Genomic DNA, 15,115 nt, shown 5'->3' with positions numbered 1-15,115 from the left:
GATGACCGGCTGTTTGGCCGGTCCTTACCGCCGTGCGGCGCTAAACTCTCCTCGTCAAGGAGAGAGCGATGGCAGCGACGGACGTAAAGATCGGCGAGAGCTGGAAGGCGCCGCTCGCGGCGGAATTCTCCAGTCCCTACATGGCCGAGCTGAAGAACTTCCTGCTGGAGCAGAAGCAGGAGGGCCGGCGCATTTTCCCGAAGGGGGCGGAATATTTCCGCGCGCTCGACCTGACGCCGCTCGACGAGGTGCGCGTCGTCATCCTCGGGCAGGATCCTTATCACGGCGAGGGGCAGGCGCATGGCCTGTGCTTCTCCGTGCAGGCGGGCGTTCGCATTCCGCCCTCGCTCGTCAATATCTACAAGGAACTGGAATCGGACCTCGGCATCGCGCCGGCCCGCCATGGTTTTCTCGAATATTGGGCGCGGCAGGGCGTGCTGCTGCTCAACAGCGTGCTGACGGTGGAGATGGGCCGTGCGGCCTCCCATCAGGGGCGCGGCTGGGAGCGCTTCACGGATGCGGTCATCCGCGCCGTCAACGAGCAGGATAAGCCCGTCGTCTTCATCCTCTGGGGCTCCTATGCGCAGAAGAAGGCGGCCTTCGTCGACAGGAGTCGCCATCTCGTGCTGCGCTCACCGCATCCCTCTCCGCTCTCAGCGCATAACGGCTTCTTCGGCACGCGACCGTTTTCGCAGGCGAACGAATTTCTCGAAAAGCACGGCCGCACGCCGATCGATTGGCAATTGCCGGCGACGGCGGGCTGACGGGGTAGGGGTTACTCCCTGGGCTGCCCCTCATGCCCCTGCCGGGACCTTCTCCCCGCAAGCGGGGAGAAGGGGGCGTTGCACCGGCTTCTTCAAGCCATCATGAAGGCGGGAACCCTTGCCTCCAGCGCTCCTCGCCCCGCTTGCGGGGAGAGGATGCCGGCAGGCAGGTGAGGGGCGGCTACGCCCGCCTCACCGCACCAGCGTCTCATCCAGCAGCGCCATCACCTTTTCCGCATCGATACCGATGCAGGCATGCTGGCTCGGCAGGCCGTCCCAGTTGCCGGGCGGGAAGCTGCGGGCGTCGGGCTTCTGGATGGTCTGGCCATCGGCGATGCCGCCAGCGACGACGCGGATCGCGCCGGGACGGGTGGTGAAGAGGTCCGGCGCGACGAGGTAGATGCAGGCGCAGCTGTCGTGCACCACCATGCCCTCGTCCTTCACATGCCGGCCGTAGAAATCGATATAGAACTGCGATATGTCGGAAAGCAGCTTGAGGTGCCTGCCGTTCTTCGCGGTCAGTTCCGCAAGGCGCTTGCGCGTCATCACGGTCTTCATCGTCACGTCGAGGCCGACGACGATCACCTTCCACGGCGCGGTCATCACCACGTCGGCCGCCTCCGGGTCGCCATGGATATTGGCCTCGGCGGCGGGCGTGATGTTGCCGGGCACGTCGAAAGCGCCGCCCATGATGATGACCTGCTTGACCAGACCGGCAATCTCCGGGTCTTCCTTCAGCGCATAGGCGAGGTTCGACATGCGGCCGACGGCGATCAGCGTCACCTCGCCCGGATTGGCCCTTACGGTTTCGATGATGAAGCGGTGTGCCGGGCGCGGATCGATAGGCAGGTCGATCGTCTCCGGCACGTCGATATTGCCGAGACCGTCATGGCCGTGGATCATCACCGGCCAGTCGGTGGGGTTGCGCATCGGGTTGTAGGTCTTGCCCTCGCCGCGGGCGACCGGCGCGTCGATGCCCCATTCGCGCTTGAGGAACAGCGCGTTGCGCGTCGTCGTCTCGATGGCGGCATTGCCGAAGACGGTGGTGATGCCGATCAGGTCGATTTCCGGATGGTTGTGCAGGAAGAGCAGCGCCATGACATCGTCGACGCCGGGATCCGTGTCGAAAATAACCTTATGCATGGTCGGTTTCTTTCTTTTTATTGTTCTGGGAACTTACTGGAAGCGGGCGATGGAGAAGGGGGCGAGCGCGGCGTCCGTCTCACCGGAGAGGAGACGCGCGACATGGCGACCGGTCGTTGCCGAAAGCGTCAGGCCGACATGGCCGTGGCCGAAGGCAAAGGCGATGCGCGGGTCGCGCGGATGCAGGCTGATGACGGGAAGCGAATCCGGCGTGGAGGGACGCCGGCCCATCCATTCCGTGCCGCCTTCCTCCTGGAGATCGGGCACGTAGCGGCGCATCTTGCGGCGCATGGCGGCGGCGCGCCTGTAGTTGGCGGGGGCTTCGGGCGAGGCGAGCTCGACCGCGCCGCCGATGCGCAGAGCATTTTCGAAGGGTGTGGCGACGAAGCCGTGCTCGGAGAAGAAGACCGGCATTTCCAGCGTGGTCGAAGGATTCATGAAGGTCGTATTGTAGCCGCGCTCGGTTTCCAGCAGCACTTTCAGCCCGAGATCGGCGACGAAGCGGCGTGACCAGACGCCCGAGGTGATCGCCAGCTTGTCGAAGGTGAATTCCCGGCCGCCCTCCGTGCGCACGACGATGCCGCTCTCAGCCTGCGCCACCGAGGAAACGGTGGCGTCGAGCAACGTCGCGCGTTCGCGCAGCGCCGCCTGCAGCCGGCGCAAGAGGGTCAGCGGATATTCGAAGGTCTTGTAGCCGTCGTTGAAGACCGCGCCGGCAAAGGCGCCCTGCAAGGCCGGCACGCGGCGGCGGGCCTCTTCGGCATCCAGCTTCTCGACATTGCAGCCGAGCAGCTTCGCATTCTCCGTCTCGTGGGCGAACGCCTTGTCGCGCGCCGCAGTGCTGTCGAAGACCGTCAGCGCGCCGGTGTCGCGGATATGGCCGGAAATGCCGGCCAGGGCGCCGAGATGGGCATGGTCGGCTTCCGCCGTCTTCATCAGCGTCAGGAGCGCGGCGCGGCCTTCCGCCACCTTGCCGGGGCGGGCGGAGAGCAGGAGGCGGACGAGCCAGGGCGTGAGCGCCGGCAGGTCCTGCCAGCGCAGCGTCAGCGGGCCCAGCGGATCGAGCAGCCATTTCGGCACGGAGAGCAGCATGTCGACCCGGGCGAGCGGGTCGATCTCGGGCACGGCGAGGATGCCCGCATTGCCGACCGAGGCCGGCAGGCCGCCCGCGTCCCGTTCGAGGATCGTGACGCTATGGCCCCGTTCCATGAGATTGAGCGCTGTGGCGCAGCCCATGAGGCCGCCGCCGACGATACCGATATGCGCCATGCCGTCCCGTTGCGTTTGTGTTGATTTCGGCCGAAGCAGGCTGGCCGTTCGCGCCGGACGTTAGACGGAAACCGGCCCTCTGTCGACAGAGGGCCGGTGGCTCTCAGGCCGCCTGCGCGGGCCGGCGGTTCTGCAGCATCCGTCGGATGAAGGCGAGGACGAAGAGCATCGCCATCAGCAGCACGATGGTCGGCGCGGGGGCGCTGTCGATCATGAAGCTCAGCCAGATGCCGCAGAAGGACGTGCCGAGCGCGACGGCGACGGCCACCATCAGCATGCTCGGAAAACGCCGCGTGAGGAGGGCCGCGATGGCGCCGGGAGCGACCAGCATGGCGACGGCGAGGATGATGCCGACCGCCTTCAGCGCGCCGACCACGACGAGCGAGAGCACGGCGAGAAGGCCGTAATGCAGGAGACGCACCGGCAGGCCGATGGCCGAGGCATGCTGCCGGTCGAAGGCCTGCACCAGAAGGTCCTTGCGGAAGAGGAGGATGAAGGCGGTCGAGGCGCTGGCGATGGCTATCGTCTCGACGAGATCGGAGGCCGCGATGCCGAGCATGTCGCCGAAGAGGATATGGTCGAGATGGATATCCGGCTGGATCTTCACATAGAGCACAACGCCGAGGGCGAACATGCCGGAAAAGACGATGCCGAGAATCGTGTCTTCCTTCACCCGGCTGTTATCCTTGAGATAGCCGGCGGCGAGCGCGCAGAAGAGGCCCGCGACGAAGGCGCCGGCCGCGAAGGGGAGGCCCAGGACATAGGCGATGACGACGCCGGGAAGCACGGCATGCGAGACCGCATCGCCCATCAGCGACCAGCCCTTCAGCACGAGATAGCAGGAGAGCAGCGCCATCGGTACGGCGATGACGAGCGTCACCAGGAAGGCGGTCTGCATGAAGGCGAGCTGGAAGGGCAGGAGCGCGAGTTCGAGCGTCTCGTTCATGGCGTGGTGCCTTCCATGGTCTCCAGCGCCTTCCTGCCCCTGCGGCGCGCGGCGATGAGGCCGTGCTTGGGCGCGAAGAGGAAGGCGAGGAGGAAGATCGCGGTTTGCAGGACGACGATGATGCCGCCGGTCGCGCCGTCGAGGAAATAGGAGAGATAGGCGCCGGTAAGGCTCGTGCCGGCCCCGAGGGCGGCGGCGATGACGATGAGGCGCTGGAAGCGGTCGGTGAGGAGATAGGCCGTCGCGCCCGGCGTCACCACCATGGCGACGACGAGGAAGGCGCCGACCGTCTGCATGGCCGCGACCGTCGAGGCGCTGAGGAGGGTGAAGAACAGAATCTTCAGGCCCGTCGGGTTGAGACCGATGGAGCGGGCATGGTTCTCGTCGAAGAAGGCGACCATCAGGTCCTTCCACTTGAAGAGCAGGACGACGAGCGTCACCGCGCCGATGATGGCGAGCTGGATCGTATCCTCCCGCGTGACGGCGAGGATGTTGCCGAGCACGATGGTCTGGATGTTCACCGGTGTTGGCGAGAGCGAGACCATGAAGAGGCCGAGGCCGAAGAAGGAGGAGAAGATCATGCCGATGATCGCATCCTCCTTGAGCTGCGTCTGGCGGTTGAGGAAGAGCATGGCGGCGGCGGCGAGCCCACCGGAGAGGAAGGCGCCGGCGGCAAACGGCAGGCCGAGCATATAGGCCCCGGCGACGCCCGGCACGATGGAATGCGAGAGCGCATCGCCGATCAGTGACCAGCCCTTGAGCATCAGATAGGCGGACAGGAAGCCGCAGATGCAGCCGACCAGCGCGCTCACCCACATGGCGTTGACCATGTAGCCGTAGCCGAAGGGTTCCAGCAGCGCGTCGATCACGGTTTCTTCTCCTCGCCGTAGATGACGAAGGGGCGCTCGTCGTCGGTGATGACCTTGACCGAGCGCCTGTCCTCGTCGTCGTGCAGGTCGCGGCCGCCGAGGATGAAGTGGCGCAGCACGCCGCCGAAGGCGCGCTCCAGATTGGCCTCGGTGAAGGTCTCCGCCGTCGGGCCGGAGGCGATGACGGTGCCCTTGACGAAAACCGTGCGGTCGCAGAAATCCGGCACGCTGCCGAGATTGTGGGTGGAGACCAGCATGACGCGACCCTCGTCGCGCAGCTTGCCGAGCAGCTCGATGATCTGCTCCTCCGTGGTCACGTCGACGCCGGTGAAAGGCTCGTCGAGCAGGATGACCTGTCCCTCCTGCGCCAAGGCACGGGCGAGGAAGACGCGCTTGCGCTGCCCGCCGGAGAGCTCGCCGATCTGGCGCTTGCGGTAACCGGCCATGTTGACGCGGGAAAGCGCCTCCTCGACCATCTCGTGGTCGCGTTTCGTCGGGATGCGCAGCCAGTTCATATGGCCGTAGCGGCCCATCATCACCACGTCCTCGACGAGCACGGGGAAGGTCCAGTCCACCTCCTCGGCCTGCGGCACATAGGCGACGAGGTTCTGCTTCAGCGCCTCGCGCACGGAAAGGCCGAGGATCGTCACCTTGCCTCCCGCGACCGGTACGAAGCCCATGATCGCCTTGAAGAGGGTGGACTTGCCCGCGCCGTTGACGCCGACCAGCGCGGTGATCGTGCCCTTCGGCACGGAGAAGCTGGCATGGCGCAGCGCCGTGAGGCCGTTGCGGTAGGTGACGGTCACGTCCTCGGCGACGATGCCGTCGACCGTCTTCGGCTTGCCGCCCATCCTCATTGCGAAAGACCTTTCACGATGGTTTCGGAGGTCACGCGCAGGAGGTCGAGATAGGTCGGCACGGGGCCGTCCGCCTCACTCAGCGAGTCGACATAGAGGACGCCGCCATAAGCCGCGCCCGTTTCGGCCGCGACCTGCCTGGCGGGATCGGCGGAAACGGTGCTTTCGCTGAAGACGACATGGATATTGTGCTCGCGCACCGCATCGATCACCGCCTTCACCTGCTTGGGCGTGCCCTGCTGGTCGGCGTTGATCGGCCAGAGGAAGAGCTCCTTGAGGCCGAAATCGCGGGCGAGATAGGAGAAGGCGCCCTCGCTGGTGACGAGCCAGCGCTTTTCCGCCGGCAGCGCGCCGATCTTGGCCTTCATCTCTTCGCCCAGAGCCTTGATCTTCTCGCCATAGGCCTTGGCGTTGGCGTCGTAGGTCGCCGCATTGGCGGGGTCGAGCGCGCCGAGCGCCTTGCGGATGTTCTCGACATAGATCAGCGCATTGTCCGGCGACATCCAGGCATGCGGGTTCGGCTTACCCTCGTAGGGGCCTTCCACGATGCTCATCGGCGCGACGCCGTCGCTGACCGTGACGTTCGGCACGTCGCCGAGATTGGCGAGGAACTTCTGGAACCAGAGCTCCAGGTTGAGGCCGTTCCAGAGCACGAGCTTCGCATCCTGCGCCTTCAGGATATCGCGCGGCGTCGGCTGGTAGTTGTGGATTTCCGCGCCCGGCTTGGTGATGGATTCCACCGTGGCCGCATCGCCCGCCACATTCGCCGCGATGTCGGCGATGATTGTGAAGGTCGTCACCACCTTGGGCTTTTCCTGCGCGAAGGCGGGGGCGGTGGCGAGAAGCGGCAGGCTGAGAAGCAGGGCATTGAAGGAACGGCGGAGCATCGGCTCTCCTGAGCTGCTTTTGCGAATGAGTTGCAATAAAATATAGAGCGGTTTTGCAGCCTGTCAACGCAATTGCAAATCATTCGCAGAAATGGTCCGGAATCGGACAGGCGGGTTTAAAACTTCCGAAACGCCCGCAGGCTACAGTGCGGCACGTTCGCGCGCTCTCGGCGCGTTCCCTGTTCTGCGTTCAAAGAGAAGTTCGTCGCCCGTGAAGTTCCTTCCGACCTCGTTCCGCCTGTCCCGGAAGCTGCTGATCATCGCCGCCGGCGTGCTGGTCCTGACCGGCGCCTCGGGCGCTGCCGCGATCTTCGTCGGGCGCGACGTGCTGCTCGGCCCGTCGACGGAAACGGTGTCCGGCGCCGCCTGCACGACGGTGACCACCGTCCGCCTCGAACAGGACGGCCAGCAATGGCTGCGCAAATATGTGCGCTCGGATGCCACGGACGGCGAGGTGCGCGTCAAGACGGCGCTGCGCGTCGCCGGGGCCGTCTCGAATGCCGAGGACGCCGATCTCTACCAGATCATCCTGATCGATGCCGCCGGGCCCGAATATCGCGCCGACATGCGCGGTCGGGCCATCGGCGCGGAAGTGCTCTTCGCCCGCGATCCCTCCGCCGTTCCCGGCATGAGTGCGCCCTTCGTCGCGCGCTATACGGATGGCGTGCCGGCCGCCAACGGGGAATTCTACGGCGAGCGCAAGGAGCTTTCGCTCGACGAGATCAAGACCATCGTCACGGCGATGAAGGAACGGGCGGACTGCATCGACCCGAATGCGGTCGAAACGGCGGCGTCCGGCCATGGCGCGGCCAAGGAGGAAGGCGGCCATGGCACGGAAGGCGAGCATGCCGCCGCCGAAGGCACGCACGAGGTCGCATCCAGCGGTCACTGACCGCGCTCGTCTCTGCCAAACGGCATATTTGCCGTTGTACAGCACCACCTAACTTTGCTAGCAGAGAGCACGATTTTCACCCCATACCGGCACGCTCGTGCCGACCCTTCCCGAGAGGGGAGGGTGAGGAAAGTTGACATGCCCGATCTCCTGCTTGAACTCCGCTCCGAGGAAATTCCCGCCCGCATGCAGCGCAAGGCGGCCGGCGACCTGAAGAAGCTCGTCACCGACGCGCTCGTCGAGGCGGGCCTGACCTATGAAGGCGCGCGCGAATACTGGACGCCGCGCCGCCTGACGCTCGACATCCGCGGGCTCAACGCCCGCTCGAGCGACGTGCGCGAAGAGATCAAGGGTCCGGCAACCTCCGCCCCCGAACAGGCAATCCAGGGCTTCCTGCGCAAGGCGGGCCTCGGCTCGGTTTCCGAAGCGCATGTGCATTCCGATCCGAAGAAGGGCGACTTCTACGTCGCCCATATCGTCAAGTCGGGCCGTCCGGCCGACGAGATCATCGCCGAGGTGATGCCGGGCATCATCCGCAATTTCCCCTGGCCGAAGTCGATGCGCTCGGGCGCGGCCTCCGCAAAACCCGGCGCGATGCGCTGGGTGCGCCCGCTGCAATCCATCGTCTGTACCTTCGGCTCGGAGACGGAGGAGACGCGCGTCGTGCCCTTCGAGGTCGACGGGCTTACTGCCGGCAACGTCACCTACGGCCACCGCTTCCATGCGCCCGAGGCCATCACCGTGCGCCGCTTCGAGGACTATGTCGCCAATCTGGAGAAGGCGAAGGTCGTGCTCGATGCCGAGCGCCGCAAGCAGATCATCGCGACGGATGCCAATAACATCGCCTTCGCGAACGGCCTTGAACTCGTCGAGGACGAGGGCCTGCTGGAGGAGGTCTCCGGCCTCGTCGAGTGGCCTCAGGTGCTGATGGGCACCTTCGACGAGGAGTTCCTGGCGATCCCCTCGGAGATCATCCGCCTCACCATCAAGACCAACCAGAAATGCTTCGTCACCCGCAAGCCGGCCGCCGATACGCTCTCCAACCACTTCATCCTGATCTCGAACATCGAGGCGAAGGATGGCGGCAAGGAAATCGTGCACGGCAACGGCAAGGTGGTGCGTGCCCGTCTTTCGGACGCCAAGCACTTCTGGCTGCGCGACCAGCACGACCTGCCCGACCTCGACACGCTGAAGGCGTCGGCCGAAAAGTTCGGCCTCGATCTTAAGAAGCCGCTCGACCAGCGCATGGCCAAGCTCGACGCGCTCAACGTCACCTTCCATGCCAAGCTCGGCACGCAGGGCGAACGCGTCACGCGCATCCGCAAGCTCGCTGCCGAGCTTGCGAAGGTCACCGGCGCCGATACCGCTCTCGTCGATCGCGCCGTGGTGCTCGCCAAGGCGGACCTGCGCACGGAAGCCGTCGGCGAATTCCCGGAACTGCAGGGCATCATGGGCCGCAAATATGCGCTCCTGCAGGGCGAGGACGCCGCCGTCGCCGAAGCCATCGAAGACCACTACAAGCCGCAGGGTCCGTCCGACCGCGTGCCCTCGGGCAAGGTGGGCCTCACCGTGGCGCTCGCCGACAAGCTCGATACGCTGATCGGCTTCTGGGCCATCGACGAGAAGCCGACCGGCTCGAAGGACCCCTATGCGCTGCGCCGCGCCGCGCTCGGCGTCATCCGCATGCTCTTGGAAAAGAACATCCGCCTGCCGCTCCTTTCCGTCGCGAAGGACCCGGACCTTCTCGCCTTCTTCCATGATCGCCTGAAGGTCTATCTCCGCGACATGGGTGCGCGCCACGACCTCATCGATGCCGTGCTGACGCCGGAGGCCGACGATCTCCTGATGGTCGCCCGCCGCGTCGAGGCGCTGACGGCCTTCATCACCTCCGAAGACGGACAGAACCTGCTCGCCGGTACCAAGCGCGCGACGCAGCTTCTCGCCTCCGAGGAGAAGAAGGGCACCGTCGTCGAGGGCGCCGTCTCGGCTGACCTTCTGAAGCTCGACGCGGAGAAGGCGCTTCACGCTGCCGTTGAAACCGCCTCGAAGGATGCGGCCGCGGCCGTCGCCGGGGAGGATTTTCGCTCCGCCATGGAAGCCCTCTCGACGCTCCGCGCGCCGGTGGACCAGTTCTTCAACGACGTCCTCGTCAACGACGAGGACCCGGCCATCCGCGCCAACCGCCTCGCGCTGCTCTCCGCCATCCGCGCGGCGACCGGCACGGTCGCGGATTTTTCCAGGATCACGGGGTAAGGGGCGGGCGCTGATGGCCGGCAGGATTCTCATCAGCGCCTGTCTTGCCGGTCTGGCGGTCCGCTACAACGGATCGGCCAAGCCGCTCGCCCATGCGGCCGTCGACCGCTGGATGGCGGAGGGGCGGCTGGTGACGCTCTGTCCGGAGCTTGCGGGCGGCTTCCAGGTGCCGCGGCCGCCGGCGGAAATCGAGAACGGCCTCAATGGCGACGACGTGCTCGACGGGCGGGCGCGGGTGCTGGAAATTTCCGGCGGGGACGTGTCCGCCGCCTATATCGACGGCGCGCGTATCGCGCTCGACGTTGCGCGGCGAAACGATTGCCGCCATGCGCTTCTGATCGACGGCAGCCCGTCCTGCGGTTCCGGTTTCGTCTATGACGGTTCGTTTTCGGGTAGCCGGCATGCGGGGCAGGGTGTGACGGCGGCGCTCCTGAGGCGCAGCGGTATTGCCGTCTATTCCGACCGCGAGGTCGACCGGCTCGTCAGCGATATGGGGGAGAGCGGCTGATACGCGTGCGCCCCTGCTTGAGGTCAGGGGCGCAGACGTCCGCTTTCGCGGATTCCTGTCAGCCTGGAGGGACTGAGAGGCAGGGCCTCCCTAATATGGGGTCAATCCAGCCGAAGTTCAAATTTTCCCGGATCAAACTCGCGTGAAGAGGCGATCGCGGCCGTTTTCGCATGCCGTGCCGCGCCTTCGTCGAGCGCGCCGGTCTGGGTGCCGGCATCCACGGTCACCGCATTCTCTTCAGTGTCCGTGCTTGCAGTCTGCGTGGTCTCTGCCGGCGCCTTGCTGACGAAGACGACGGGCGAGCCGCCCATCCAGGCTTCCGTGCGAAAGATCTTGCGTTCGCCGTTCTCCTCGCGGACCTCGACCTTCTGCGTGCCGGGCGCGATGGCGTCGACATGATAGGTCGCGGCCTTGATCTTGGGCTTCAGCGCCGGGCAGTCGCCGCACCGGATCGTCTCGATGCTGTCCGCCGAGACGGCATCCTCGACGGGACGGATCGAACCCGCAAGGGCGGGGGCGGCAAGAAGCGCGAAGGCAAGGGTCGGCAACAGGATACGCATCGACGGTTCTCCTCATCGGTGAGGGGAGAATAGCGCCCGTCGGTTACGAGCCCGTCAGGGGAAATGGTAAAATTTGATGAAACGGTGTTTTTCCGCCGGTTGCCGTCAGGCCGTTTCGCGGGCGACCGCGCGCCAGCCGATGTCGCGGCGGCAGAAGCCGTTTTCCCATTTCACCCGGTCGAGCGCCGCATAGGCCGCCTTTTGCGCCTCGGCGACGGTCGGCGCGACGGCGGTGACGTTCAGCACGCGCCCGCCGGTCGCCACCAATTGGCCGTCCTTCAGCGCTGTGCCGGCATGGAACACCTTCGTCGCGGCGTCGTCGGCCGGCAGCGAGAGGATCGGCGTCGCCTTCTCGTAGGTGCCGGGATAGCCCTTCGAGGCCATGACCACGGTGAGCGCGGGGTCGTCGCGCCATTCGGCGGAGACCTTGTCGAGCCGGCCGATGGCGGCAGCGTGGAGGATCGGCAGCAGGTCGCTCTCGAGCCGCATCATCAGCACCTGGCACTCCGGATCGCCGAAGCGCACGTTGTATTCGATGAGCTCCGGACCCTTGGCGGTGATCATCAGGCCGGCGAAGAGCACGCCCTGGAAGGGATGGCCGTCCGCCGCCATGCCGCGGATCGTCGGCTCGATGATCTCCTTCATCGTGCGCTCGACCATGCCGGGGGTCATCACCGGGGCCGGCGAATAGGCGCCCATGCCGCCGGTATTCGGGCCGGTGTCGCCGTCGCCGACGCGCTTGTGGTCCTGCGCGGAGGCGAGCGGCAGCGCGTTCACGCCGTCGCAAAGGCAGAAGAAGCTCGCTTCCTCGCCGTCGAGGAAGGCTTCCACGACGACTTCCGCGCCGGCCGCGCCGAAAGCGCCGTCGAAGCAGTCGTCGACGGCGGCCAGAGCCTCGGGCAGCGTCATGGCAACGGTCACGCCCTTGCCGGCGGCAAGCCCGTCCGCCTTGATGACGATCGGCGCGCCCTCGGCCTCGATATAGGCCCTGGCGGAGGCGGCGTCGGTGAAGCGCTGGTAGGCGCCGGTCGGGATATCGTATTTGGCGCAGAGGTCCTTGGTGAAGCCCTTGGAGCCTTCGAGCTGGGCGGCGGCGGCCGAAGGCCCGAAGACATCGATGCCGGCCGCGCGCAGCACGTCGGCAAGGCCCGCGACGAGCGGGGCTTCCGGGCCGACGACCACGAAGGAGACGCCGTTCTCGCGGCAGAAGGCGGAGACCGCCGCATGGTCCTCGATATCGAGGGATACCAGCGTCGCGCATTCGGCGATGCCGGGATTGCCGGGGGCGGCGTAGAGCGTGGTGAGGAGGGGCGATTGCGCCAGCTTCCAGGCAAGGGCGTGCTCGCGTCCGCCCGATCCGATCAACAGAACCTTCATGCCCGTACCCTCGACCTGATGCTTGTTGCTGGCGGGTTAAGGGGACGGGGGCGAAAGGTCAAGGGCCGCGGCGCTCGGGAGCATTGCGGCGCCCTTTTCCTCGGTGGTGCGATGAAGGAATTCCCGCTCGGTGCCGGGAACTCGCACGAATCATTTCACCTTCGAAAGCTGGCGAATGGTTAGCGAATCGGTAATGAAACGTGGCTAATGTTCGTGCAATCAAAGGTTTCGGCGCCCCGCGGCGGGTGCGTCGGCAAAGCGAGGATTGTGTCTTGAGTATCCGTTTCCCGGCCGCAATGACTGCGGCCGCCTTTCTTCTTGCGCCCATTTCCGCCCTTGCAGGCGACGGCGAGCACTTCTGGTCCGGCGACTGGTATCTGAAGGTGGGAGCCGCCGGCTTCGCCGCGCCGCGCTACGAGGGCGCCAAGGGCCATCTGTTCCAGGTCACGCCGCTGATCTCGCTCGGCAAGGCTGGCAGCACGGTGCGCTTCTCCTCGCGCAACGACAATCCCTCCTTCGCGCTGATCGACAACGGCGCTTTCCGCGCAGGGGCGACCGGCAAGCTGGTCATGCCGCGCGACGAGGATGACAGCGCCGACCTCAAGGGCCTGACGCCGGTGAAGCTGGGCGGCGAACTCGGTGCGTTCGCGGAAGCGTATCCGACGGACTGGCTGCGCGTGCGCGGCGAGGTGCGCCATGGCATCCGCAGCCACCACGGCATCGTGGCGGATGTGGCGGCCGACGCCTTCGTCGATATCACGCCGGACGTGCGCCTGTCCGCCGGTCCGCGCCTTACCGTCGCGTCGAACGACTATATGGACGCCTATTACCGGGTGAAGCCGAGCCAGGTCGCGGCCTCCGGCCTTGCCGCCTACGATCCGGGCGGCGGCATCCAGTCGGTCGGCGCGGGCGCGGCGATCACCTGGCAGGTCAACGAGAAGATCGAGACCAGCGCCTTCGCCGAGTACAAGCGCCTCATGGGCCCGGCGGCGGATTCGAGCCTCGTCAAGCAGCGCGGCGAGCGCGATCAATTCCTGATCGGCGTTGCAGCCACCTACCGCTTCGATTTCACGCTGCGCTGAATCCCATCTGCGGCCATGCGCCGGCTTGACCGGGGCGTGGCCGCTTGCGATCTAGGTGCATGATCAGCACCTCCTCCGATTCCGGCCGCGTTTCCGACGCGCCTTCCGATAACTGGGTCTACCGCGTCCTGCCGCGCGGGGCCTGGCCCTATGCGCAGCTTGCCCGCTGGGACCGGCCGATCGGCTGGCAGCTCCTGATGTGGCCCTGCTTCTGGTCGGCGGCGCTGGCGGCCAATGTCGCTGCGGCGGCCGGCAGCTTCGACTGGCTGCGGTTCCTCGCGCATCTCTTGCTGTTCTTCATAGGCTCGGTCGCCATGCGCGGTGCGGGCTGCACCTATAACGACCTCGTCGACCACGATATCGACCAGGCGGTCGCCCGCACCCGCTCGCGCCCGCTGCCGTCCGGCCGCGTCACGCGCCGGCAGGCGAAGGTCTTCATCGTGCTGCAGGCGCTTGTCGGCCTCGTCGTCCTCCTGCAGTTCAATCTCTTCTCCATCGGGCTCGGCGTGGCCTCGCTGCTGATCGTCGCGATCTATCCCTTCGCCAAGCGCTTCACCGACTGGCCGCAATTCTTCCTCGGCATGGCCTTCTCCTGGGGCGCGCTGATGGGCTGGGCGGCGGTCTTCGGCACGCTGTCGCTCGCGCCCGTCGCGCTCTACATCGCCGCGATCGCCTGGACCATCGGCTACGACACGATCTATGCCCACCAGGACAAGGAGGACGACGCGCTGATCGGCGTGCGCTCCACCGCCCGCCTCTTCGGCGACAAGACCCGGCAATGGCTCGTCGGTCTCTACGGCCTGACGGTGGCGCTCATCGCGCTGTCCTTCTGGCTGGCCGGCGTCGGCATCATCGGCTGGCTCGGCCTTGCGGCCGCCGCTTTGATGCTCGCCTGGCAGATCCGGTCGCTCGATATAGACGATCCGGTGCAGTGCCTTGCGCTGTTCAAGTTCAATCACGTCGTCGGCTTCGCCATCTTCCTCGCTCTGGCGGTCGCCATTCCCTTCGCCTGAGCCGGACGCGGAAAAGCCGACCGCAGGGAACGGCCGGCTTTCCAGAGGTCATGCATTCATCGCAGGCTCAACGGCGGGCGATGATCTCCCGGCCGTCGATCTTCATCTGGACGCCGAGCTTGCCGGTCGTGCGGCGCACGAGGAAGCGGGGGCGGCGATCTGCGAAGTAGGAATGGCGGCGGCGCGGTTTTGCGGGGCGGCTGCCGACCGTCAGGTTGTCGTCGAGCGGGCGGGCGACGCCGTCGGCTTCCACCATCAGCATGGGAATGCGGTAGGCCTCGGCCCAGCTGCGCCAGTCGGCGGCGATGTCGCAGAGGTCGTGCGCCACCAGCAGCGGGATGCAGAGGTCCGGGTCGTCGTGATGCAGCTCGAGCGTGACGGTTACGTCGCCGTTGCCATGGTCGATGGCGCGGGCGGCGACGCCCTTGAAGGCGCGGGCCGGCAGTGCGATGGACAGCGGCAGGCCGCTGGAGGGAAGCACCTTGCGCAGCACGGCGCCGCGCTCGTCGAGGGTGATCGTGGCGTCGGTTCCCTCGGTGCGCAGCTCGAAGGTCACCTGCTGCGGGAAGCGCTTGGGATCGAGCCGGAGCGTGCTGCCGGCCCAGGCCGGCTTGGAAACGGTATTCAGCATGTCTTTCGCCCTTGTTTTCCTTGAGAGCCGGTGTCCGGTCTTCTCATTGGGACTTTGCGTCCTC

The 15,115-nt window shown here is 66.3% G+C and carries 15 protein-coding genes; 6 read left to right on the top strand and 9 right to left on the bottom strand.

Annotated elements, in window-relative coordinates; all coding sequences use genetic code 11:
• Positions 1–68: 68 nt before the first annotated feature.
• Positions 69–764 carry a uracil-DNA glycosylase gene (ung, locus tag ShzoTeo12_RS12665; RefSeq protein ID WP_318909934.1) on the top strand — a complete coding sequence of 232 codons (696 nt, stop codon included), beginning with the start codon at positions 69–71 and terminating at the stop codon, positions 762–764.
• 192 nt (positions 765–956) lie between these two features.
• Here ung and ShzoTeo12_RS12660 read toward each other — a convergent pair whose 3' ends face one another.
• The 6 genes from ShzoTeo12_RS12660 to ShzoTeo12_RS12635 all read right to left on the bottom strand — a co-directional run bounded on the left by ShzoTeo12_RS12660 (position 957) and on the right by ShzoTeo12_RS12635 (position 6,735).
• Complete coding sequence (locus tag ShzoTeo12_RS12660) at positions 957–1,907, bottom strand: nucleoside hydrolase (protein ID WP_318909933.1); 951 nt, start codon at positions 1,905–1,907, stop codon at positions 957–959.
• 33 nt (positions 1,908–1,940) lie between these two features.
• Positions 1,941–3,176, bottom strand: a complete 1,236-nt coding sequence (locus ShzoTeo12_RS12655; RefSeq protein ID WP_318909932.1) for an FAD-dependent oxidoreductase — start codon at positions 3,174–3,176, stop codon at positions 1,941–1,943.
• A 103-nt stretch (positions 3,177–3,279) separates the two neighbouring features.
• Positions 3,280–4,122 (bottom strand): metal ABC transporter permease, encoded by an 843-nt coding sequence (locus ShzoTeo12_RS12650; RefSeq protein WP_318909931.1) that lies wholly within the window; start codon positions 4,120–4,122, stop codon positions 3,280–3,282.
• Positions 4,119–4,991 (bottom strand): metal ABC transporter permease, encoded by an 873-nt coding sequence (locus ShzoTeo12_RS12645; RefSeq protein WP_318909930.1) that lies wholly within the window; start codon positions 4,989–4,991, stop codon positions 4,119–4,121. The genes ShzoTeo12_RS12650 and ShzoTeo12_RS12645 overlap by 4 nt, the downstream gene beginning before the upstream one ends.
• On the bottom strand, positions 4,988–5,848 hold the full coding sequence (locus ShzoTeo12_RS12640; RefSeq protein WP_318909929.1) for a manganese/iron ABC transporter ATP-binding protein: 861 nt from the start codon (positions 5,846–5,848) through the stop codon (positions 4,988–4,990). Before ShzoTeo12_RS12640 ends, ShzoTeo12_RS12645 begins: the two co-directional genes overlap by 4 nt.
• Positions 5,845–6,735, bottom strand: a complete 891-nt coding sequence (locus ShzoTeo12_RS12635) for a metal ABC transporter substrate-binding protein (RefSeq protein ID WP_318909928.1) — start codon at positions 6,733–6,735, stop codon at positions 5,845–5,847. Before ShzoTeo12_RS12635 ends, ShzoTeo12_RS12640 begins: the two co-directional genes overlap by 4 nt.
• A 211-nt stretch (positions 6,736–6,946) precedes the next feature.
• Between ShzoTeo12_RS12635 and ShzoTeo12_RS12630 the strand changes: the two genes are divergently transcribed.
• The 3 genes from ShzoTeo12_RS12630 (at position 6,947) to ShzoTeo12_RS12620 (ending at position 10,388) form a co-directional block, all read left to right on the top strand.
• Positions 6,947–7,627, top strand: coding sequence for a hypothetical protein (locus tag ShzoTeo12_RS12630; protein ID WP_318909927.1), 681 nt, complete (start codon positions 6,947–6,949; stop codon positions 7,625–7,627).
• Positions 7,628–7,765: 138 nt separating this feature from the next.
• Positions 7,766–9,880, top strand: a complete 2,115-nt coding sequence (gene glyS, locus ShzoTeo12_RS12625) for a glycine--tRNA ligase subunit beta (protein ID WP_318909926.1) — start codon at positions 7,766–7,768, stop codon at positions 9,878–9,880.
• A 13-nt stretch (positions 9,881–9,893) separates the two neighbouring features.
• Complete coding sequence (locus ShzoTeo12_RS12620) at positions 9,894–10,388, top strand: DUF523 domain-containing protein (protein ID WP_318909925.1); 495 nt, start codon at positions 9,894–9,896, stop codon at positions 10,386–10,388.
• Positions 10,389–10,489: 101 nt separating this feature from the next.
• Here the strand turns inward: ShzoTeo12_RS12620 and ShzoTeo12_RS12615 are convergent, their stop codons facing one another.
• Positions 10,490–10,948 (bottom strand): plant virulence effector HPE1-like domain-containing protein, encoded by a 459-nt coding sequence (locus tag ShzoTeo12_RS12615; RefSeq protein ID WP_318909924.1) that lies wholly within the window; start codon positions 10,946–10,948, stop codon positions 10,490–10,492.
• 105 nt (positions 10,949–11,053) lie between these two features.
• Positions 11,054–12,325 (bottom strand): phosphoribosylamine--glycine ligase, encoded by a 1,272-nt coding sequence (gene purD, locus ShzoTeo12_RS12610; protein ID WP_318909923.1) that lies wholly within the window; start codon positions 12,323–12,325, stop codon positions 11,054–11,056.
• Positions 12,326–12,621: 296 nt separating this feature from the next.
• On the opposite strand from purD, the gene ShzoTeo12_RS12605 reads away from it, so the two are divergent.
• Together ShzoTeo12_RS12605 and ubiA are read left to right on the top strand one after the other, a co-directional pair.
• Positions 12,622–13,407, top strand: a complete 786-nt coding sequence (locus ShzoTeo12_RS12605) for a MipA/OmpV family protein (RefSeq protein WP_318912451.1) — start codon at positions 12,622–12,624, stop codon at positions 13,405–13,407.
• Between the two features lie 59 nt (positions 13,408–13,466).
• Positions 13,467–14,420, top strand: a complete 954-nt coding sequence (gene ubiA, locus ShzoTeo12_RS12600) for a 4-hydroxybenzoate octaprenyltransferase (protein ID WP_318909922.1) — start codon at positions 13,467–13,469, stop codon at positions 14,418–14,420.
• 67 nt (positions 14,421–14,487) lie between these two features.
• Here the strand turns inward: ubiA and ShzoTeo12_RS12595 are convergent, their stop codons facing one another.
• Positions 14,488–15,051, bottom strand: coding sequence for a DUF6101 family protein (locus tag ShzoTeo12_RS12595; RefSeq protein ID WP_318909921.1), 564 nt, complete (start codon positions 15,049–15,051; stop codon positions 14,488–14,490).
• Positions 15,052–15,115: the final 64 nt, after the last annotated feature.

Origin of the sequence: Shinella zoogloeoides, from assembly GCF_033705735.1 — a bacterium.
Lineage (GTDB): Bacteria > Pseudomonadota > Alphaproteobacteria > Rhizobiales > Rhizobiaceae > Shinella > Shinella zoogloeoides_A.
The sequence above is the reverse complement of the archived record's forward strand: the minus strand, read 5'-3'. Positions and strand labels throughout refer to the sequence as shown.